This window comes from Paenibacillus sp. FSL R5-0912, from assembly GCF_000758605.1.
In the GTDB taxonomy this organism is placed as follows: Bacteria; Bacillota; Bacilli; order Paenibacillales; family Paenibacillaceae; genus Paenibacillus_AQ.
On sequence record NZ_CP009282.1, the window covers coordinates 1,882,398 to 1,901,931 of the forward strand.

15 protein-coding genes and 1 riboswitch are annotated in these 19,534 nt (G+C 52.6%); of the genes, 12 read left to right on the forward strand and 3 right to left on the reverse strand.

The window, feature by feature from the left end; genetic code table 11:
• Window positions 1–312: 312 nt before the first annotated feature.
• From R50912_RS08000 to R50912_RS08030, 7 genes are all read left to right on the forward strand, one after another.
• Entirely contained in the window at window positions 313–2,565 is a 2,253-nt protein-coding gene (locus R50912_RS08000; RefSeq protein WP_042233800.1) for a helix-turn-helix domain-containing protein, read from the forward strand.
• A 388-nt stretch (window positions 2,566–2,953) separates the two neighbouring features.
• Entirely contained in the window at window positions 2,954–4,564 is a 1,611-nt protein-coding gene (locus tag R50912_RS08005) for an extracellular solute-binding protein (protein ID WP_042233801.1), read from the forward strand.
• 137 nt (window positions 4,565–4,701) lie between these two features.
• Window positions 4,702–5,541, forward strand: coding sequence for an ABC transporter permease (locus tag R50912_RS08010; RefSeq protein WP_231637878.1), 840 nt, complete (start codon window positions 4,702–4,704; stop codon window positions 5,539–5,541).
• Window positions 5,542–5,566: 25 nt separating this feature from the next.
• Window positions 5,567–6,439, forward strand: a complete 873-nt coding sequence (locus tag R50912_RS08015) for a carbohydrate ABC transporter permease (protein ID WP_042233805.1) — start codon at window positions 5,567–5,569, stop codon at window positions 6,437–6,439.
• Between the two features lie 38 nt (window positions 6,440–6,477).
• Window positions 6,478–7,446, forward strand: coding sequence for a sugar phosphate isomerase/epimerase family protein (locus R50912_RS08020; RefSeq protein ID WP_042233808.1), 969 nt, complete (start codon window positions 6,478–6,480; stop codon window positions 7,444–7,446).
• A 58-nt stretch (window positions 7,447–7,504) separates the two neighbouring features.
• On the forward strand, window positions 7,505–9,259 hold the full coding sequence (locus tag R50912_RS08025) for a hypothetical protein (RefSeq protein ID WP_042233810.1): 1,755 nt from the start codon (window positions 7,505–7,507) through the stop codon (window positions 9,257–9,259).
• Window positions 9,260–9,780: 521 nt separating this feature from the next.
• Window positions 9,781–10,221 carry a DUF5680 domain-containing protein gene (locus tag R50912_RS08030; protein WP_231637801.1) on the forward strand — a complete coding sequence of 147 codons (441 nt, stop codon included), beginning with the start codon at window positions 9,781–9,783 and terminating at the stop codon, window positions 10,219–10,221.
• Window positions 10,222–10,325: 104 nt separating this feature from the next.
• On the opposite strand, the gene R50912_RS34830 is transcribed toward R50912_RS08030, so the two are convergent.
• Together R50912_RS34830 and R50912_RS08040 are read right to left on the reverse strand one after the other, a co-directional pair.
• Window positions 10,326–10,721, reverse strand: a complete 396-nt coding sequence (locus tag R50912_RS34830) for a hypothetical protein (protein ID WP_042233812.1) — start codon at window positions 10,719–10,721, stop codon at window positions 10,326–10,328.
• Window positions 10,722–10,860: 139 nt separating this feature from the next.
• On the reverse strand, window positions 10,861–12,162 hold the full coding sequence (locus R50912_RS08040; protein WP_052416097.1) for a helix-turn-helix domain-containing protein: 1,302 nt from the start codon (window positions 12,160–12,162) through the stop codon (window positions 10,861–10,863).
• Window positions 12,163–12,282: 120 nt separating this feature from the next.
• Between R50912_RS08040 and R50912_RS08045 the strand changes: the two genes are divergently transcribed.
• The 4 genes from R50912_RS08045 to R50912_RS08060 all read left to right on the forward strand — a co-directional run bounded on the left by R50912_RS08045 (window position 12,283) and on the right by R50912_RS08060 (window position 16,476).
• Window positions 12,283–14,565 (forward strand): glycoside hydrolase family 3 C-terminal domain-containing protein, encoded by a 2,283-nt coding sequence (locus tag R50912_RS08045; RefSeq protein ID WP_042233814.1) that lies wholly within the window; start codon window positions 12,283–12,285, stop codon window positions 14,563–14,565.
• An 83-nt stretch (window positions 14,566–14,648) separates the two neighbouring features.
• A riboswitch (guanidine-I (ykkC/yxkD leader) is annotated at window positions 14,649–14,756 on the forward strand.
• 57 nt (window positions 14,757–14,813) lie between these two features.
• Window positions 14,814–15,179, forward strand: a complete 366-nt coding sequence (locus R50912_RS08050; RefSeq protein ID WP_042233816.1) for a DMT family transporter — start codon at window positions 14,814–14,816, stop codon at window positions 15,177–15,179.
• 1 nt (window position 15,180) lies between these two features.
• Window positions 15,181–15,495, forward strand: a complete 315-nt coding sequence (locus tag R50912_RS08055) for a DMT family transporter (RefSeq protein ID WP_042233818.1) — start codon at window positions 15,181–15,183, stop codon at window positions 15,493–15,495.
• A 117-nt stretch (window positions 15,496–15,612) separates the two neighbouring features.
• Complete coding sequence (locus R50912_RS08060; RefSeq protein ID WP_042233820.1) at window positions 15,613–16,476, forward strand: aldo/keto reductase; 864 nt, start codon at window positions 15,613–15,615, stop codon at window positions 16,474–16,476.
• A gap of 728 nt (window positions 16,477–17,204) precedes the next feature.
• Here the strand turns inward: R50912_RS08060 and R50912_RS34835 are convergent.
• Entirely contained in the window at window positions 17,205–17,543 is a 339-nt protein-coding gene (locus R50912_RS34835; RefSeq protein WP_156123005.1) for a hypothetical protein, read from the reverse strand.
• Between the two features lie 468 nt (window positions 17,544–18,011).
• Here R50912_RS34835 and R50912_RS08065 point away from each other — a divergent pair, with 468 nt between their 5' ends.
• A complete protein-coding gene (locus tag R50912_RS08065) occupies window positions 18,012–19,454 on the forward strand; it encodes a PTS mannitol transporter subunit IIBC (RefSeq protein WP_042233822.1) in 1,443 nt (480 codons plus the stop codon).
• The last annotated feature ends 80 nt before the right edge of the window (window positions 19,455–19,534 follow it).

Sequence of the window (19,534 nt, forward strand, 5' to 3'; positions counted from 1 at the left end):
CAATATAACTCATCGTTTCTGCTGGTGTCCGTCCATCGGGTTGTTTCCACATATATCCACACCTAGCTTGCTTAACCCAAGCAGGCAGGGCATAAGAAGCTGGCGGGGAAGATAGCTGCGGCGAATTGACTTTATCTGGTTGGCTGGACCGGGAGCGCGTATGCTATAATGGCAGGAATTCGGGCAGAAGTTATGTCTATGACCCCCTCAGTTGAATGTCTGTATTTGCCGCGGCTTCGTTCAGAGCGGTGTTTGTTATTGAGCGGCCGGACCGCGGACGGGTATCTAGATGGTTGTGGAGGAGGTTGTCTATTGTTTCGTACCTGGTATCGCCGATTGGTGCTGTCCTATTTCCCTATTTTTTTGCTGACGGTGACGATTCTGATCTTTGCCTCATTTGTGTTTATTAACGATATCTCCCGGATGGAGACGAAGAAAGCAGACCGCATCTCAGCCAGCTATCTCAGGGATAGTGTGGACCGGACGATCAAGGAAGCCGAGTTGTCGGTGCTGGAAGCGGTTGAGCGAAGCGATATCTACAAGCTCTATTTCAATAATCAAGGCGAGCCGGAGCAGGGAACAGTCTATGCAGTTGCCCAGAGTCTGCGTAATATGATGAAAGAATCCTCGTATATTCAATCCGTCTATTTGTATGACCGTGTCCATGGAAGCGTTTTAACAGATACGGGCTTGAAGGAGCTTGAAGGATTCTTCGACGAGGACTGGATTAAGGCTATGACCTCCACTCCAGTGTTACCGGAAGGGTGGCAGCCGGTCAGGGAGTATAATTCTGACCTGTTTCAGCGTACCCCCATCCGTGTGCTGACTACCAACAAAGCGATGCCGCTTCCCTTCGGCTCCGGGGGCATGCTGGTCATCAATCTCAAAATGAGCGCCATGGAGCAGCTTATCGACAGTATGGTCAACCAGCAGCTTTCTTACATGACCATTCTGGACAGTAACGGGGAGACGCTGTACCAAGCGCATTCCGACACTGAGGGTGCCACCCACGGCAAGCTGCTGAATACGCTGAAGCTGGAGAGAAACGGCTGGACGTTCGCAAGCGGAATCAAGGCCGGGAACCTGTTCAATTGGGTTTCTGTGATTTCTTATCTCTGGGTAGCGATTGCCATCGGGACTGTAGTATGTGCGATATTGTATCTGATCTATGTGACCCGGCGCAATTATAAACCGATCCAGGTGATTATGAACCGGATTGAAGGCCATCAGATCCGCATGATGGATCAGTCTACCGACAGGCCTGACGAGATGATGCTTATTGACGGGGTGCTGGAGGATCTGATCAATCACATGACCGATTATGATAAAAAAAGCAGGGAGAACCTGCTTCTGCAGCGCAGCAAGCTGTTCACCGATCTGCTGCATAGCGAGCGGCTGGAGCAGGTGACCCAGCGGCTGGAGGAGCTGTCGCCCCTTACCGGTGCCGAGGCCTCATCACGCTTCATGGTTGTATTAGCTGAGATTAACCAGTATGAGCAGGTCTTCGAGGACCGCTATACCCGCGGCGACCAGAATACGCTTAAGTTTGCCCTGATGAATGTGTTCCAGGAACTGGCGCGGAATTCGGAGCTGCAGGGGTGGGCAGAGTGGGTAGGAACCGAGCGCGCTGCGATTCTCTTCCTGGCAACCGGCAGCGATCAGGAGATGGAGGCCAAGATCCGCATCTTCGCGGAGGACTGCCGCTCTTGGGTAGAGCAGAATCTGCGGATTTCGCTCAGCTTCGGGATTGGCTCCGCAGCAGCCGGGCCGGCCAAGATCCGGGAGTCTTATGCTGCAGCCGAATATATCATGCAGCATAAGCTGCTGATCTATGGGGATATCGCTTTGGCCGAGAGCGGCGAAGCGCGCCAGCCGCTGCTGGAGACGTATAAATATCTGCAGATGATCGCGGAGTTCGTGAAGCACTTCCGCATGTCGAGCGGACAGTGGCGGGAGCAGCTGGAGCGGATCTTTGAGGCGTTTGAACAGGATTTCCTGAAGGACGAAGAGATCCGTTCCCTAATCCAGGCTATGCTGCAGATGCTGGGCCGGGAAGTGGCGGTAATGTCCGAGCAGCTGCAGGACGAGCTGTCGGCGGAGAATGCGCAGGTCCGGCTGAAGCAGCTGGAAGAGGCCGAGGCCATCCATGAAGTGAAGGCTATTTTATTTGAATATGTCACCGATTTATTCCGCACCTATGTCTCTGTCAGCGAAACCAAAAGCTACCGGGCCATGGTCAATGAGATGAAGGATTATATCGAAGAAAATTTTGCCAATCCCGATCTGTCGCTGAAGCATCTGAGTGACCGGTTCCAGGTCTCCGGCAAATATGCCAGCTATCTGTTCAAGACGGAATTCAAAATGAAGTTTGTGGACTTCCTCACTGAGCTGCGGATGAAGGAAGCTGAGCAGCTGCTGGCGGAGACGGATTATTCCCTGCAGGATATCGCGCTTCAAGTAGGATATGCGAATGCCATTTCATTCGGCAGGGTATTCAAACGGATTGCCGGCATCACGCCGGGCGATTACCGCTCCTCGAAACGCCGCGAAGCCTCCAGAACCTGAGCCGCAGGTTGGGCCGAAGCTTCAACATGGTTACATCAGCTACACTCTGTACACCCAGGCCGCATCACTCGTCCGCTAACCTCCGAAAAAGGGGTGCGAACAGCGATGCGGCCTATATTTTTGCCGATGTGAAAGCGGTTTATCGTACGAAAATCGTTGGTCTGATAAACCGGATGTCCGAATTCAGGCGCTGTAGCTCATCCGAAACAGGTTTATTGCCAGACCCCCAAAAGTTATGGAATACTGTGGGCATCCCGAAGCAGCAAGCAGCCTTGAACGCTAAAGGCCCATGTTGCTTGAGGGACACCGCTAAGAATCGGGCACTATACAAGCTCGGGGGTATCATGAAGTCACCATTATAGCCTGCTAAGGCGAGGGAGATGGAACAATGACAGTGAACGTAAACCAAAGAGTTCTGAAGAAGGCAATCGGCATCGGCTTGACCGCAGTAATGGGGGCTACTCTGCTTGCAGGCTGCTCCTCTGATGGCAAGAGCAATTCGGCAGCCGGAGGTACAGAAGCACCCGCTAAAGCCGAACGCGTAACTCTAAAGGTGGAGATCTTCGACCGCGGCAAAAGTCCGAAGCAATACACGATTACCAATAACTTTATGTCCCAGATGATTCAGAAAAATTTCGGTGATCCCAATAACATTGACGTCGAATTTGTACCGGTGCAGCGCTCCGAGGAAGTCACGAAGCTGAATGTACTTATGGCAAGTAACTCCGATGTGCCGGATATTGTGTTTACTTATGATTCCAGCGTCTTCTACCGTTATGCCCAGCAAGGCGGGCTGACGGATGTCGGTCCCCTTCTTGAAGAGCACGGTCAGACGCTGACAAAATTCATTGGTGACGAGACGATGGCCTTCGGCCAGCTCGACGGCAAGCAGTTCGCCATCCCGGGTAAACGGGCGATTACAGGCCGCTATACTTCATACATCCGCCAGGACTGGCTGGATAAGCTGGGGCTGCCGGTACCGAAGAATACCGATGAGCTGTACACTACTTTGAAAGCGTTTAAAGAGAAGGACCCGGGCGGTCTTGGCAGCAAAACCATTCCGATGGGCATGTCCCTTGGCTCGGCTCAGCTAGAGACGCTGATCTACTCCTTCATTAAGCCGATCAGCGGCGATCTGACCTACAGCCAGCGCTACGAGCTGCCGCTGCATGAGGGCTTTAAGGATGCGGCACAGTTCCTCAACAAGCTCTACAATGAAGGGCTGGTCAGCAAGGACTTCAGTCTGGATGAAGACAAGGCCCAGGTGTCCAAGGACATTCAGAACGGCAACGTCGGCTTCTTCTCCGAGGATGTGGATAGCCTGTTCTATGCCGACGGTACGCTGGATAATCTCTACAAGAATGTACCGGGCAGCAAGCTGCTGCCGGCGGATGTCCTCACCAATGCCAAGGTGGACAATAAGTATATCAAATCCCGCTATGCCTCGAACGGCATGTACATCATGATCCCTAAGAGCAGCAAACGTGCAGTGGAAGCGGTGAAATACCTTGACTGGATGGCGACAGGCAACAATCTGATTGACATCTACAACGGTGTTGAAGGCGAGAACTACGATATGGTGGACGGCATCCCGGTCGTTAAGGCTGATGTATCCCAGGAATTCCAAGACCGTCTGTTCACTTCCGGGGACACCGCGATTATCTCCAACGGCAAGAACCTCGGCGACCAGGCTATGAATGAGAAAGCTTGGATTATGGGCTTCCCTGCGAACAACCAGGAGGCGCTGAAGCAGTCGATCGATATTGCCAACACGGATACCGTGGGTCCTATCGTCTTCGGTAAGCCGATTGAAGCAGAATCGAAATACGGCACTACGCTCAGCGACAAGCTCAACGTCATTATCGTGAAGACCGCGATGGCGAAGCCGGAGGAGTTCGATACCACCTTCGAGCAGGAAATGAAGGATTACATGTCTCTGGGCGGAGACAAGCTGAAAGCGGAGCTGGAGCAGGCGCTAACAGAGATTTCAGCCAAATAAACTAAAAAAAGTGAAAACCGGGGGGAGCTGGCATGCTGCTCTGCCCGGTTTTTTCTCCATAGGAGGAGAGTAACTTGAGCAAAGCGTCCTACATCAGACGGTATTGGCAACTATACGCGCTGCTTTCACTGCCCATTATGTATTTCCTGATTTTCCGCTATGGCCCTATGTATGGGGTACAGATTGCCTTTAAGGATTTCAACCTGTTCCAGGGGATCAACGGCAGTGAGTGGATCGGCTTCGATGCCTTCCGCGAGGTTTTTGGCATGAAAGAGTTTTACAGCAGTCTGCGCAACACGTTTTTATTGAACTTTCTGGATTTGGTTGTATCTTTCCCGGCCCCGATTATTCTCGCCATTATGCTATATGAAGTGAAGTCGGTATGGTTCAAAAAAATATCACAGACCCTTCTCTACATTCCCCACTTTATTTCCTGGGTGATTATCGGGGGAATCGTCTATCAATTGTTCGGCAACCAATCCGGTATGGTGAACGGGGTGCTGGAGAGCATGGGGCTGAACCCCATTCCTTTTTTGACCGAAAAAAATCCATGGCTGATTACCTATCTGTTCACTGGTGTCTGGCAAAGTGCCGGCTGGGGAACCATCCTGTATCTGGCGGCGCTTACCGGTGTCAACCGCGAGCTGTTTGAAGCTGCCGAGGTGGATGGGGCGACCAGAATGAAGAAGATCCGCTACATTACGCTGCCCAGTATCAAACCAACCATTATTACCCTGCTGATTCTCAATCTGGGGAAAATGGTCAGCATCGGCTTCGATCGTCCTTACATCATCGGGAATACGGCAGTGCGTGAATATTCCGATGTGCTCAGTACCTTCGTCTACCGGATTGGTCTGGAATCGGGCCAGTATACGCTGGCGACTGTAGTTGGATTATTCCAAGCTGTGGTTGGACTGGTATTCATCCTTGGTTCCAATTATATATCGAAAAAAGTGACCGGCAACGGCATTCTATGATAATGAAGAAAGGAGGCGGAGTACTATGAGTGAACGTACCTCAAACCGGATATTCGATATCGTTAATGTTACCTTTATTACCCTGTTCGTGCTGTTTTGTCTGGCTCCGTTTGTACACGTGATTGCGGTGTCCCTCAGCTCCACGCGGGCCATTACTTCCGGGGAAGTAACGATTTTCCCGATTGAACTGAACTGGAAGGCTTATGTGCAGGTCTTTACCGACAATGCAATGATCCGCTCGCTGATCTTCACTATTATCCTGACGGTTGCTACTACGGTATTATGTATGCTCTTCACAATCGCAGCCGCTTATCCGCTGACCAAAAGCAAGCTGAAGGGCCGTACCATGTTCATGTATCTGATCATCATCACCATGTTCTTCAGCGGTGGGATTATTCCTGAATACCTGCTGATCCGTGATCTGCATATGATTGATACAGTCTGGTCGCTGATTCTGCCCGGTCTGGTCAGCCCGTTCAACCTGATTATCCTGATCTCATTCTTCCGCAGCATCCCGCCGAGTCTGGAAGAATCAGCCGAGATCGACGGTAGCTCGCATTTCCGCACCCTGATGAAAATTGTTCTGCCGTTATCCATGCCGGTTATGGCTACACTTGCGCTCTTCTACGCGGTTGGCCGCTGGAACGGATTCCAGGATTCCCTGATGTATATCAATAATCCCGATCTGTATCCGCTTCAGCTGAAGCTCTTCCAGATGGTTCAGAACAATATGATCACTGAGCTGACACAGCTGGAGGGGGCGGCCCGCACCAAGCTGCCGCCGGAGAGCCTCAAGGCTGCTACTGTCGTCTTCGCTACCGTTCCGATTCTTGTAGTCTATCCTTGGCTGCAGAAATATTTCGTCAGTGGTGTGATGCTTGGTGCGGTCAAGGGCTAACCTGCAACACTGCGCTATAGGGAAAGGAGAGAACGGATATGGAGGATAAAGGCGAATTCGCATTCTCAACCTGCTGGAACATCAGGCGTCACACTACAGGTGACGGGATGCTGAATGAGATCCGTGAGCTGGGCTTCCGGCGGGTGGAGCTGAATTACAATGTGACGGAAACAATGCTGGCTACGATTGAACCGATGATTGAGCGGGGGGAGATCGGCGTATCCAGTGTCCATAACACCTTCCCCCACGTGGCAGACCCTGATTATGGCACGGATTCCGTGCTGCTGGGCTTCGCAGACAGGGAGAAGAGGAAGCGGGCGGTAGACCTGCTGGTCCGTTCGGCAGAGTATGCCGATCGCTTCGGCGGGGAAGCTGTGGTGGTGCATCCCGGCGAAGTGCCTTTTCCGGGTGATATCTCCGGGGAGCTGGAGCAGCTCTATGGCGGGCAAGGGAAGAATTCGGAGGCTTACCGGAGGAAGTGGGCAGAGCTGCTCGAACGGCGTGAAGCCTATAGCGCGGGTTATGTGCAGACGATTATCGAAAGTCTGGATGAAGTATGTAACCGCGCCGCGTCCAAGGGACTGAATGTCCGCTTCGGGATCGAGACACGTTCCAAGCCGCAGCAGATTCCGACGCTTGCCGAAGCCAAGACTATAATAAGCGCGCTGCAAGGAGCGCCTGTCGGCATCTGGTATGACACCGGTCATGCCATTATGATGGACCGTCTGGGACTGTACGACAGCATCGGGGAGATGGAAGGGCTGATGGATGACATTGTCGGTGTCCACATCCATGAGACTATCGGTCTCTCCGACCACTGGTGTCCCTATGTGAACAGCGGGAACCCCGATTTCTATGACGCCTATTTGCCGATGATTGAACGGGCGCAGGTTAAGGTGTATGAGCTGAAGGCGGCCTGCCGCCCGGAGGAGATTCATGAGAGCCACCGTCTGCTTACGGCCAAGCTGGATAGGCTGAGTGCGTCTTATATATATGAGAAGCGCTAAAGAAATAAACAAAAAGCAAAAGAAGATATAGCAAGATTTTCTGCAAGGAGGAAGCATAATGTATAAGCAGCTGGTGGACAGCAATGACAGAGCAGTGGAGAAGGGCATATCCCGGCAGGTGCTTGATACGGAGAACCGGTATTACGGAGGAACCATTGATCCCCATACGGGTGTTGCCTGGGTCAATCATACAACCGGAACGCCGACTGACATGTGTTATTGGGGGGCTGCCCTGGCGAACCCCGATTCCAAATACTACCGGAATATGGAGATCCTGGACCGATTGAGGCTGGCCACAGAGTTTGTGCTGCGCTTCCAGCATGAGGACGGCTCGATTTCCCCGGGCTGGACGAACTATCATTCTCCGCCGGATACGGCCTTCGTTGTGGTAGGCTATGCACAATTGTATCAATTGCTGGCTAAGCAGGAGTGGGCTCCGCTTCAGCCGGTGCTGGACAATATGCTCCTGTTTCTTGAACGGACCCTTCCCGTGATGCTTACGGGAGGTGTTCACACCCCGAATCACCGCTGGGTACTGTGCGCTGCACTTGGATTCCTGCATGAGCTGTTCGGAGTGGAAGAGGCCGTACAGCGGGCCAGCCAGTGGCTGGCGGAAGGCATGGATATTACGCCGGACGGGGAATGGACAGAGCGGAGCAACGGCATTTACAGCGCTGTTAGCGACATCATGCTGATTCATGCCGCCCGTCTGCTGAACCGGCCTGAGCTGCTGGACCCGGTCCGGCAGAACCTGCACATGATGGTCTACCTGGTTCATCCTTCGGGTGAGGTTGTGACCGATTATTCCGGGCGGCAGGATCTGGGGAGCGTGCATGATCTGTCTCCCTATTATTTGCCGTATGCCATTCTTGCCCGTTCCGACAAGGATACTGTGCTGGCAGGCATGGCAGAATGGGCAGGGAGAGCACTTGCCGATCCCGGTGTCTGCTCGGCCAATGTGCTGGTGCGGCTGCTGCTGGAGCCGGAGCTCCAGCAGCCGTTCGAGTCAGCGGCAGGGCTGCCCGAACAGTATGAGAAAATACTGAACGGTGATTTCCTGCGGCACAGCTATCTGCAGGAAATGGAGTCTGCTGGTCATCAGGGGCGGATTTTCCACAGCCGACTGCATACCGATTTCGGAGCCCCCGTTGCCCGGATCAGAGATGGGGATACCAGCGTGACGCTGATCACGGAGACGCCATCGTTCTTTGCGCTGCGTCATGGTGCCGCAAGGCTGTTGGCGGTACAGCTGGCTTCCTATTTCTATCCCGGCTTTGTGCCGATGCAGGAGATGACTAGACTTCCGGAGGGATACCTCTTGAAGGGAGAACAGAAGAAGGGCTACTACGGTCCGGTTGAAGGTGCGCTTCTTCCGCCTTCAGCGGGTACAGCGCTCAGTCCCTGGTATCTGCTGCCGCACCAGAGCCGTCTGCTGACGCATGAACAGACGCTATCCGTGGAGGCAGAGGTGCAGCGCACCGGGACGGGCTGGACCATCCGGCTGCATTGTGAGGAACCGGGCGAGGTCATGGCACAGCTGTCTTTCAATTTTGGCTGGGAAGGAAACTTCACCTCCGGAGAGCTGCAGACTGTGGAAGAGGACTGCTGCCTGTGGACAGGCGGTAAACTCCGCTATACTTATGGCGGGGACTGGATAGAGCTGACGGGGGGAGAAATGGCTCATCGGGCAACATCGGTACGTGAGGCTAAGCTGCAGAATAACTGCAAGGCAGTGCTGGTTAATCTGATGACCCCGTTTGATAAGACGTTCACCCTTACGCTTTCTCCTTCTATAATAGGAGGCGGCAATTAAAGTATAAGAGACTGCAATTGAAATGGTGTGGTCTTGCAGCTGCCAGCATCTTCGGATGCTGGTGTTTTTGTGCATATATCTGGTTATACAGCCTGAACCGTGCATCCTCCGGCCGCACCAGGCATCCGCATCATTAATAATGTCCGGTTGCCTGCTTTGCTCTGAGACTCCCGTTCAGGGGATAACTGTACCGGGGAGTTTTAATTGCACTCTGTACACTTATTTAACTCTGTTAGGGCATAAAAGGATACTTTTCCCTTTTTTAATTGTACAGAATGCAGTTATTCCTGCTCATCCGGTTTTTACGCCGTTTTTAGTTGTACCAAATACAATTATCCGCTATGCGTTACGTACGGCCAACTCAAGTACACCGTGCTGCTTAACGGTCTGTCACATCAAAGTACATTTTTATGTCCTGCTATGCAATATAGATACAGATATTAGGAGGAAAATCACTGCTAGTTCAGAACGTATGTTCTATTGTAGCTAAAGATGTATTAATCTTTCGGAGGATGATAGTTATGATGGACAAGATTAAGTTTCTGATAGAGGCCAAGCAAGCAACCTATGCAGGTAAGGGGCCGGAGTTAATCCCGTCCCGGCCGGCGTCTCATGATCTGGAATTTGTGCGCGGGAACCTGAAATACATAGACACCTACCTAGGTTCGGAGAAGTTTGCCGGAGAGGAAGCCTTGTGGGAGGATGACCAGCCGCTGTGGGCGATGAATTACGCCGGGCGTGTGACTGCGGAAGGCTTCAGCGGAGACTTCCTGAAAGCCGCCCTGCAGCTGGTGCCGGAGGATAAACCCTTCCGCGGGCCGGAGCATTATACGGATGGCCATCTCATCTATAAATGCTCAGTAGACGGGGACTTCTCCTGGTTCAGCGGGTCAGAGGTGATTTGGGCCGGAGATACAATGGTCTATGAATGTATGTTTCATGGCGGTGTAGTTAAGGAGTAGCACGCGGAACGTCCTTTCCTGCCAAACGCGCGCCCGGACGATGCTCAACACAAAAAGTCTCCCGAGCAGCCAATTCATGGCCTATAGGAGACTCTGTTGTTCAGTCAATCGCCACCACCGCCGCCGCCGGAATCCCCGCCACCGCCGGAATCGCCACCACCACCGCCGAAATCACCGCCGCCATGTCCTCCATGACCGCCGCTATCCATGCCGCCGTGGCCGCCGTGATGACCGCCGCTATCCCAACTGCTTCCGCCATGGCTGTGGTTATGATGCCCGTGATGATGGCTGGCTCCGCTGTGCCCGTCATGGTGATGGTGATCATCGCTGCGGCTGTCTCCGGCAGAGTTGTTCAGATCTGGCCCCGGAAAGAAATAATTATCAGCCGAATTATTTCTGTGCTCGTAATGCTTGTTTTTGCGTTGAAGACGATTACTGTGATTAATCCCCAGCATAGCGACATATACAACTACTCCAACAAATACAATGCTACCGATCATGCTGAATCGCTCCTTTGTAAGAAAGTAGAAAAGCGTCCTTAACCGGATCATACCATAATTTTGCAAATCTATGCTGTGATTACACAGTAGGGCGGACCGCGATCCGTCATAATCGGGAGCTTGGCTCAATTGTCCACACTTAGGTGAAACGGGAGAACCGCTCTGAATCCTGCTTGTATTGTCCGGGAGTGAGGCCCGTGTATTTCTTGAATACCTTGGTGAAATAGCTCTGGTCGTTGAAATGCAGCCGGGAGGCAATATCCGACAGCGGAATGCCGGGCAGCTCCATCAGCCGTTTGGCTTCTTCGACCCGCTGTTGCTGGATATAATCGCTGATGGCGGTTCCGGTCTCCTTTTTGAACAGCTGAGACAGATAACTGGCGTTAAGTCCGGTGAATTCGGCCAGCCTGCTGAGCGGAATCTCTTCATATAAATGATTGTAAATATAATTCTGGCACAGCGCGGAGATGCGGGAGAGCTTCGAACTGCGGCTGCCCAGCACCTGGTCGGCGAAGTCACAGAGAGCGGCAAGCTGGGCGCGGTCCACGGCCGGAATATCATGAAGCTCTTCAATATGCTGGATGTGAAAGTCGCTGAGGGTATAGGCAATCTCCCAGAACAGCCCGCCTTCAATCGCTGCGCGTGTCGCCAGTGTAATGGAGGAGACGGCCAGGTTTTTTTTGCTGCGCAGCTGGCTTTTCTTCGACAACCGTCCGTAGCTCTCTTCCGAAAAAGAAGCCTGGGTCCGCAGCAGCCCCGCCTTGTCCCCGTTCGCAATATGGCGGAACATCTCCCGCTCCAGCATCGGGTCATGGTGCAGCCAGGTGTTCTCGCGGCGGTAGGACAGGTCCAGATCCGGGCTGTCATCCGGCTGCGGGACAGACTGCTCCGCATTGCCCGCAGCCAGCAGCAGCTCTGTAATGGACAATGCCTCACCGGTGGCGAGGGTGTAGAGCAGCAGCGCAGCATGATACCAGCGCATCCGGCTGAGCACAGGCAAGCTGCGGTAATACTGCTGCCAGCCTTCCTGCTGCCCCGGAGGAATGCTGTAATCGCGCATCAGGCTGGCCGCGTTATCTCCGGTGACCGGTGCGCTTAGCACCGGACCGATGAGGATGGCTCCGCCGGCATGATCTGCTTCAGGCAGCTGGAGAATAATGAAATTCTCCAGGAAGCCGGTAGTATGCAGATACGGCGGAGCCGCAGTGCGGGCAGCCTTCCCGGCAGCTGTTGCAGCAGGGCTGCTCCTACGGGCAATATCCATGACCTCTTGAAGCAGGGAGTGAGCCCCCTGAACGGCCGGGCGGCATTCGAATGCCGGAGGCAGGGTCAGCCGGGGAGTGTCTGCGGCATCCAGCCACATGACCGGAACCCGGTAAGCCTCATATATCAGCTTGCAGGTATACTCTACTCCTTCGCGTTCTTCCATGTTCTCGGGCATAACCAACACTTCCTTTTCTTATATAACCAAATTACCAAAAATCCAAATAAAATGCCATAAATGCCGGAACAAGTCGTATAAAATAAAGAAAAGAAAACGCATTCTTAGGAGGGCTACACTATGGCAACGGCAACAGCAGCGGAAATCCGGCAGCTAATTTCACAAATGACACTTGAAGAGAAGGCTGGACTCTGCTCCGGACTGGATTTCTGGAATACCAAAGGCATTGAACGGCTGGGCATTCCTTCACTGATGGTAACAGACGGGCCTCATGGTCTCCGTAAGCAGCAGGGAAGTGCGGACCATCTGGGCCTGCATAACAGCGTACCGGCGACTTGTTTTCCGTCAGCAGCGGGTCTGGCTTCTTCCTGGGACCGTAAGCTGATTGCCCGGGTAGGCGAGGCATTGGGGGCGGAATGTCAGGTCGAGAATGTTGCTGTTCTGCTCGGGCCGGGCAATAATATCAAGCGTTCACCGCTGAATGGCCGGAACTTTGAATATTTCTCGGAAGATCCTTATTTGGCTTCGGAGATGGCCGCGCATCATGTGAAGGGAGTGCAGAGCCAGGGGGTCGGGACTTCACTGAAGCATTTTGCCGCCAATAATCAGGAACACCGCCGGATGTCCGTGGATGCCGTTATTGATGAGCGGACCCTCCGCGAGATCTATCTGGCCAGCTTCGAAGGCACGGTGAAGCAGAGCCAGCCTTGGAGCGTGATGTGTTCCTATAACCAGGTGAATGGTGAGTATGCTTCAGAGAGCCATAAGCTGCTGACGCAAGTGCTTCGCGACGAGTGGGGCTTTGAAGGCTTTGTTGTGTCCGACTGGGGTGCGGTCAATGAGCGGGTGAAGGCGCTGCAGGCGGGTCTGGAGCTGGAAATGCCGTCAAGCGGAGGCATCGGCGACGCCAAGATCGTAGCTGCAGTGAACAACGGGGAGCTGTCCGTGGAGACTCTGGATCTTGCGGTAGAGCGGATGCTGGCTTTTATCTTCAAGAGTACGGGCAGCCGGGACGAACAGGCCGTCTTCGATCAGGACAAACATCATGCACTGGCACGTGAGGTGGCCCGGGAGAGCATGGTGCTGCTGAAGAACGAAGACAGTGTTCTGCCGCTTGCCAAGAGCGGTACCCTGGCAATTATCGGCGAATTCGCCAAGACACCGCGCTATCAGGGCGGCGGCAGCTCGCATGTGAATCCGACGAAGCTGGATGATGCTTTCATCGAGATGCAGGCGGTTGCAGGTGATCGGGCTAGCTTCCTCTACGCACAGGGGTATGAGCTGGCCAGCGATGAGGTTAATGAGGAACTGCTGCAGGAAGCCCGCGATACAGCGGTGAAAGCGGATGCTGCCGTGCTGTTCCTTGGATTGCCTGACCGCTATGAGTCGGAAGGTTATGACCGCAGCCACCTGTCGCTTCCGGCGAGCCATCTGGCTCTGCTCGATGCTGTGGCTGAGGTTCAGAGTAACATTATCGTGGTGCTCAGCAACGGCTCTCCAGTAGAAATGCCTTGGCTGCCGCAGACGAAGGCTGTGCTGGAAGGATATCTCGGGGGGCAGGCTTTTGGCGGCGCGGTGGCCGATCTGCTCTTTGGTGAAGTAAGCCCAAGCGGCAAACTGGCGGAGACGTTCCCGCAGAAGCTGAGCGACAATCCATCATTCCTGAATTTCCCTGGAGAAGGCGATACCGTGGAGTACAAGGAAGGCTTGTTTGTCGGCTACCGTTATTATGATAAAAAAGAAATTGAGCCGCTGTTCCCGTTCGGGTTCGGACTCAGCTATACAGAATTCGAGTACAGCAATTTGTCGCTGGATCAGACCAGCATCAAGGATACGGACACCGTAAAGGTTAAGGTGACCGTTAAGAACACCGGCAGCAGAGCAGGCAAAGAGACCGTGCAGCTCTATGTCAGCGATGTAGAGAGCAGCGTGCTCCGTCCGCTGCAGGAGCTGAAGGGCTTCGACAAGATTGAGCTGCAGCCGGGGGAAGAATGCGACGTAACCTTTACACTGAATAAGCGCTCCTTTGCCTACTACAATGTGAAGCTGGCCGACTGGCATGTGGAGAGCGGGATGTTCAAGATCGCCGTAGGTTCATCCTCACGCGATATCCGCCTCACCGCAGAGCTGGAGGTAGTATCGACGACGAAGCTGGCCGTAAGGTTCCACCGCAACTCTACGGTCGGAGATCTGCTGGCGAATCCGCTGACTGAGGGCAAAGCCAAGAATTACGGCAGTATCTTCGGGATGGAAGATGCGATGGGTGATAATCCTGAAATGTTCCTGGCCATGATGAAATACATGCCGCTGCGCGCGCTGATCGGCTTCGGCCAGGGCAAATATACCGAAGCCGATCTGGCTGAAGATTTGCGTGAAATGAACGCATTGGCCGGACAGGAGTAAGACGCAGCAGCGGTGCCGGCAAGAACATAGGGGTTGCTTTTCACAGGGGGATTTGCTAACATACGTTGTAACTTAATAATGCTTTATATGTTCTCTAGGGTTCCGCAGCTGTTATGCTGGTCTGGTCCGAGGGAGAACGCACGGAGTGAACCATAGCCGTGTATACACGGAGGGATAAAAGCCCGGGAGGTATCGTCATACGACGATAACCTTCCGGGCTTATTTTATTTTCAGGAGGCAGAAGAGAAATGAGCAAAAATAACAACAGCAAGGCATGGACAATGATTGCAGGTGCTGCCTGCTTTGAAGTGGTATGGGTAATCGGGCTGAAGCACGCTGTGGCCCCCTGGGAATGGGCGATAACGATAGTGGCGATATTGGTCAGCTTCTACGCCCTCATATGGGCCAGCGGCAGGCTGCCGGTCGGTACAGTCTACGCAGTATTTGTCGGGCTCGGGACTGCGGGAACCGTTCTGGCTGGCGGAATCCTGTTCGGAGAGCCGCTGCGTCCGCTGAAGCTGGTACTGATAGTGTTGCTGCTGGCCGGAGTTGTTGGCCTGAAGCTGGCCACGCCTGCGGATATGGCGGATAAGCAAGCAAAGGAGCTGAAGTAATATGGCATGGGTAATGTTGATTGCCGCCGGGTTATGTGAAATGTTCGGGGTGGCCATGATAGGTAAGCTGCATAAGAACCGCAACTGGCAGTCTGCAGGCCTGCTTGTCCTGGGTTTCGGTGCAAGCTTCCTGCTGCTGTCCCTGGCGATGGAGAGCCTGCCGATGGGGATAGCTTACGCAATCTGGACAGGGATTGGCGCGTCTGGAGCGGCGATTATGGGTATGTTGTTCTATGGTGAAGCCCGCGATCCGCGGCGTATTTTCTGCATCGTGCTGATTCTTGGAGCTGTAGCCGGGTTGAAGCTGATCGGCTGATTCCGCTGAAAGTTTATGATTTGGACACTTGCCGGATGTTTCGGGAGAGCGGATATGGTAAATATAATAAGTAGTAGCAAGTCACACCATTCATCCTATAAGGAGACTTCCATTATTATGAGCAAACCTGTATCTGATAAAATCCTACTGCCGGACGGAGTTATGTTACCCAAACTGGGCCAGGGAACCTGGTTCATGGGCGAGCATGCAGCGAACCGGGCTGAAGAAATCGCTGCTCTGCGCTTTGGCGTAGAGCTGGGAATGAATCTGATTGATACCGCTGAGATGTATGGGGACGGCCGTTCCGAGGAGCTTGTCGGTGAAGCGGTGAAGGGAATCCGCGATGACGTATTCCTCGTTTCCAAGGTTTACCCGCATAATGCTGCAGGAGCCGGACTAATCCGCAGCTGTGAAGCAAGCCTGAAGCGGCTGGGCACCGATCATCTGGATCTGTACCTGCTGCACTGGCGGGGGACCATCCCGCTGGAGGAGACTGTAGAGGGAATGGAGGCACTGGTAGCTTCCGGCAAAATCGCCCGCTGGGGCGTCTCCAATTTCGATACGCCCGACATGCAGGAGCTGCTGCGCATTCCCGGCGGCAATCACTGCGCAGTGAATCAGGTGCTCTACCATCTCGGCTCCAGAGGCATCGAGCATGAGCTCCTGCCATATCTGAGCGGACACAAGATTCCGGTAATGGCCTATTCTCCGCTGGCCCAGGCTGGAACGCTGAGAAAAGGATTGACGGAGAATGAAACCGTGCAGAGGATTGCCCGGGACCATGAAGCGACTCCGCTGCAGATTCTGCTCGCCTGGAGCATCCGTGAAGCGGATGTGCTGGCGATTCCCAAGGCGGGCACCCGCCAGCATGTGGAAGAGAATGAAGCCGCCGGCAAGCTTGTGCTTACGTCAGATGAGCTTTGGCAGCTGGACGATGCTTTTCCGCAGCCGTCATGGAAGGTTCCGCTGGATATGATTTGAGAACGTGCACTAAGCATGTTAAGAATGATAAGCATGAGAAGACAAGGCTGTCCCCGTACAGGGGGCAGTTTTTCGTATTATTAGGTCAACCAGAAGTTTCTGGTTGGCTTTTTGTTGTATTTTTGTTAGGAACTCATGAATTCCGTCTGTTGTGGATAATCTTCATTGGAGCAAGAAGCAAAAACGTCTGAAGGATCAATATGTTCTTGTATCAGGAATCCCGCAGAATCCCCCTGAAGGCTGGCCAGAGGAGGCCGATGTATGCGCGAAAAACCAAACACAATGAGCTGCTGCGAGGGGAATCAGGCCAAATGTATGCGAAAACAAACATGTCTTCCAAGGCACAACTCCAGCATGAAAATGAGCAGCGTGGCTAAAAAACAGAACATCGTCTTTTCATTTATTTAACATATTTTAACGGAAAACCGAACACAATTGGACTGGGTAAGCCACGTAAGCCAAATGTAATCGAAAAACCGAACACAATTGGACTGGGTGCACCGCGTAGGCAAAATGTAATCGAAAAACCGAACACAATTGGACTGGGTGCACCGCGTAGGCCGTGCGTTTATCGCAGTGCCAGACGTATTTTCACAGAAAAACCGAATACAATGAGCTGCTGCGAGGGGAATCAGGCCAAATGTATGCGAAAACAAACATGTCTTTCAAGGCACAACTCCAGCATGAAAATGAGCAGCGCGCCTAAAAACAGAACGTCGTCTGTTCATCTATTTAACAAATTTTAACGGAAAACCGAACACAATTAGACCGGGTGGGTAGCGTAAGCCGAATGTAATCGAAAAACCGAACACAATTGGACTGGACGCGCCACGTAGGCCGAATGTAATCGAAAAACCGAACACAATTGGACTGGGTGCACCGCGTAGGCCAAATGTAATCGAAAAACCGAACACAATTGGACTGGGTACGCCGCTTAAGCCGAATGTAATCGAAAAACCGAACACAATTGGACTGGGTAAGCCACGTAAGCCAAATGTAATCGCAAAACCGAACACAATTGGACTGGGTGCACCGCGTAGGCCAAATGTAATCGAAAAACCGAACACAATTGGACTGGGTGCGCCGCGTAGGCCGTGCGTTTATCGCAGTGCCAGACGTATTTTCACAGAAAAACCGAACACAATTTGCATCCCTGGAAGAAATGAGGAGCATAAGTAGCAACTGGCTATCCAGCAACTTTGTGCGGTTATTTTGTACGGCAAGGCTGGAGGATATGATAAATAACGGTAATTGGGTGCATCCTAAAAGGGGAATGCGGCGGACAAAAGGTTTGCACACAGAATGGAGTATCCTTGCTAATAGGCCTGATATAGGTCATTGGGAGCAGTGGAAACACCATACTATAGCCCCTTGGCAGGAACTCTTAAATGATGTCAACAACATTCATGACGAAACCGTGTTTTCAATTTGGTGACAAAGAAAGCGCTTTGAATTACGATGTGTTCATAGGGAATAACCTTTAAGGAAGCAGTGCGAGAAGGGTTCCTATTCAATTCAATAAGGGGGCATCTTAAATGGCCACAACGGCAACTCAGCAAACTTCATCCGGTGGTGCACGGGTAAGAGTCCAGCAATTCGGACGCATGCTCAGCGGTATGGTTATGCCGAATATCGGCGCATTCATCGCATGGGGGTTAATTACAGCATTATTTATTCCAACAGGCTGGCTTCCAAATGAAAGCCTAGCAGCTCTGGTTGATCCAATGATCAAATATTTGCTTCCGCTGCTGATCGGATATACCGGCGGTCAGATGGTTCACGGCAAACGCGGCGGTGTTATCGGGGCTGTAGTTACCATGGGGGTTATTGTCGGATCATCTATTCCGATGTTCCTTGGAGCTATGCTGGTCGGTCCGCTGGCTGGCTGGGTATTGAAGCAATTTGACAAAGCGGTTGACGGCAAAATTAAAGCCGGCTTCGAAATGCTTGTTAATAACTTCTCACTCGGTATTATCGGTGGCGTACTATCCGTTGGAGCACTTAAAGGTATCGGACCTCTGGTTGAAGGTTTGACTAACATCTTGTCTAATGGTGTTGAGTTCCTGGTAAATCATAATCTGCTGCCGCTCATCAATATTATCATTGAGCCAGCCAAGGTATTGTTCCTGAACAATGCTATCAATCATGGTGTACTTGGACCAATCGCGCTTGAACAATCACAACGGGTAGGTAAATCTATTCTATTCATGCTTGAATCGAACCCTGGTCCAGGTCTTGGTATCCTGCTTGCTTACTGGCTGGTTGGTAAAGGCTCTGCTAAATCTTCCGCACCGGGCGCAATCATCATTCACTTCCTGGGCGGTATTCATGAAATCTACTTCCCTTACATCCTGATGAACCCGCGTCTGATCCTTGCAGTTATCGGTGGCGGTGTATCGGGTACATTCACCTTCCAGATGCTGGGTGCAGGTCTCGTAGCTTCTCCTTCTCCAGGCAGTATCTTTGCATACTTCGCGATGACACCTAAGGGCGGATATCTTCCAATGCTGGCCGGGGTTATCGTCGCAACCGTCGTGTCCTTCGCTCTTGCGGCCCTGCTGCTGAAGACTGTTAAGAAGAATGACGAAGAAGAAATGGATATTGAGGAAGCAGCAGCCAAGGTTAAAGACATGAAATCCGCGGGAACTGCAGCTCAAACTGCGGCAACTGCAACTACTGTAGCTGCTAATGTACGCACGAAAGCCAATGTGAACAAAATCGTCTTCGCTTGTGATGCAGGGATGGGTTCCAGTGCGATGGGCGCTTCCGTACTGCGCAAGAAACTGCAAAGCGCAGGGGTTAACATTACGGTTGTGAACTCTGCTGTCAGTGAAATTCCTGCGGATGCCGACATCGTAGTTACGCAGAAGACACTTACTGACCGTGCCATTGCCGTGAATCCAAACGCAGAGCACATCTCGATCGACAACTTCCTGAAGAGCCCGAAATATGATGAGCTCGTGGAACGTTTGAAGTAAGACGCAGAAGTGTAAGATAAATTAATAAGCATAATGTCAAATAAGGAGACGCTGGCCGACAAAGCCAGCGTTTGTCTCCA

What these genes read in the sequence shown, in the direction of transcription:
- R50912_RS08010 (WP_231637878.1), top strand. Translation starts at nt 4,702, where the DNA reads ATGTATTTCCTGATTTTCCGCTATGGCCCTATGTATGGGGTACAGATT.
- R50912_RS34830 (WP_042233812.1), bottom strand. Translation starts at nt 10,721, where the DNA reads ATGATCGGTAGCATTGTATTTGTTGGAGTAGTTGTATATGTCGCTATG.
- R50912_RS08040 (WP_052416097.1), bottom strand. Translation starts at nt 12,162, where the DNA reads ATGCCCGAGAACATGGAAGAACGCGAAGGAGTAGAGTATACCTGCAAG.
- R50912_RS08020 (WP_042233808.1), top strand. Translation starts at nt 6,478, where the DNA reads ATGGAGGATAAAGGCGAATTCGCATTCTCAACCTGCTGGAACATCAGG.
- R50912_RS08030 (WP_231637801.1), top strand. Translation starts at nt 9,781, where the DNA reads ATGATGGACAAGATTAAGTTTCTGATAGAGGCCAAGCAAGCAACCTAT.
- R50912_RS08060 (WP_042233820.1), top strand. Translation starts at nt 15,613, where the DNA reads ATGAGCAAACCTGTATCTGATAAAATCCTACTGCCGGACGGAGTTATG.
- R50912_RS08055 (WP_042233818.1), top strand. Translation starts at nt 15,181, where the DNA reads ATGGCATGGGTAATGTTGATTGCCGCCGGGTTATGTGAAATGTTCGGG.
- R50912_RS08045 (WP_042233814.1), top strand. Translation starts at nt 12,283, where the DNA reads ATGGCAACGGCAACAGCAGCGGAAATCCGGCAGCTAATTTCACAAATG.
- R50912_RS08065 (WP_042233822.1), top strand. Translation starts at nt 18,012, where the DNA reads ATGGCCACAACGGCAACTCAGCAAACTTCATCCGGTGGTGCACGGGTA.
- R50912_RS08015 (WP_042233805.1), top strand. Translation starts at nt 5,567, where the DNA reads ATGAGTGAACGTACCTCAAACCGGATATTCGATATCGTTAATGTTACC.
- R50912_RS08025 (WP_042233810.1), top strand. Translation starts at nt 7,505, where the DNA reads ATGTATAAGCAGCTGGTGGACAGCAATGACAGAGCAGTGGAGAAGGGC.
- R50912_RS08050 (WP_042233816.1), top strand. Translation starts at nt 14,814, where the DNA reads ATGAGCAAAAATAACAACAGCAAGGCATGGACAATGATTGCAGGTGCT.
- R50912_RS08005 (WP_042233801.1), top strand. Translation starts at nt 2,954, where the DNA reads ATGACAGTGAACGTAAACCAAAGAGTTCTGAAGAAGGCAATCGGCATC.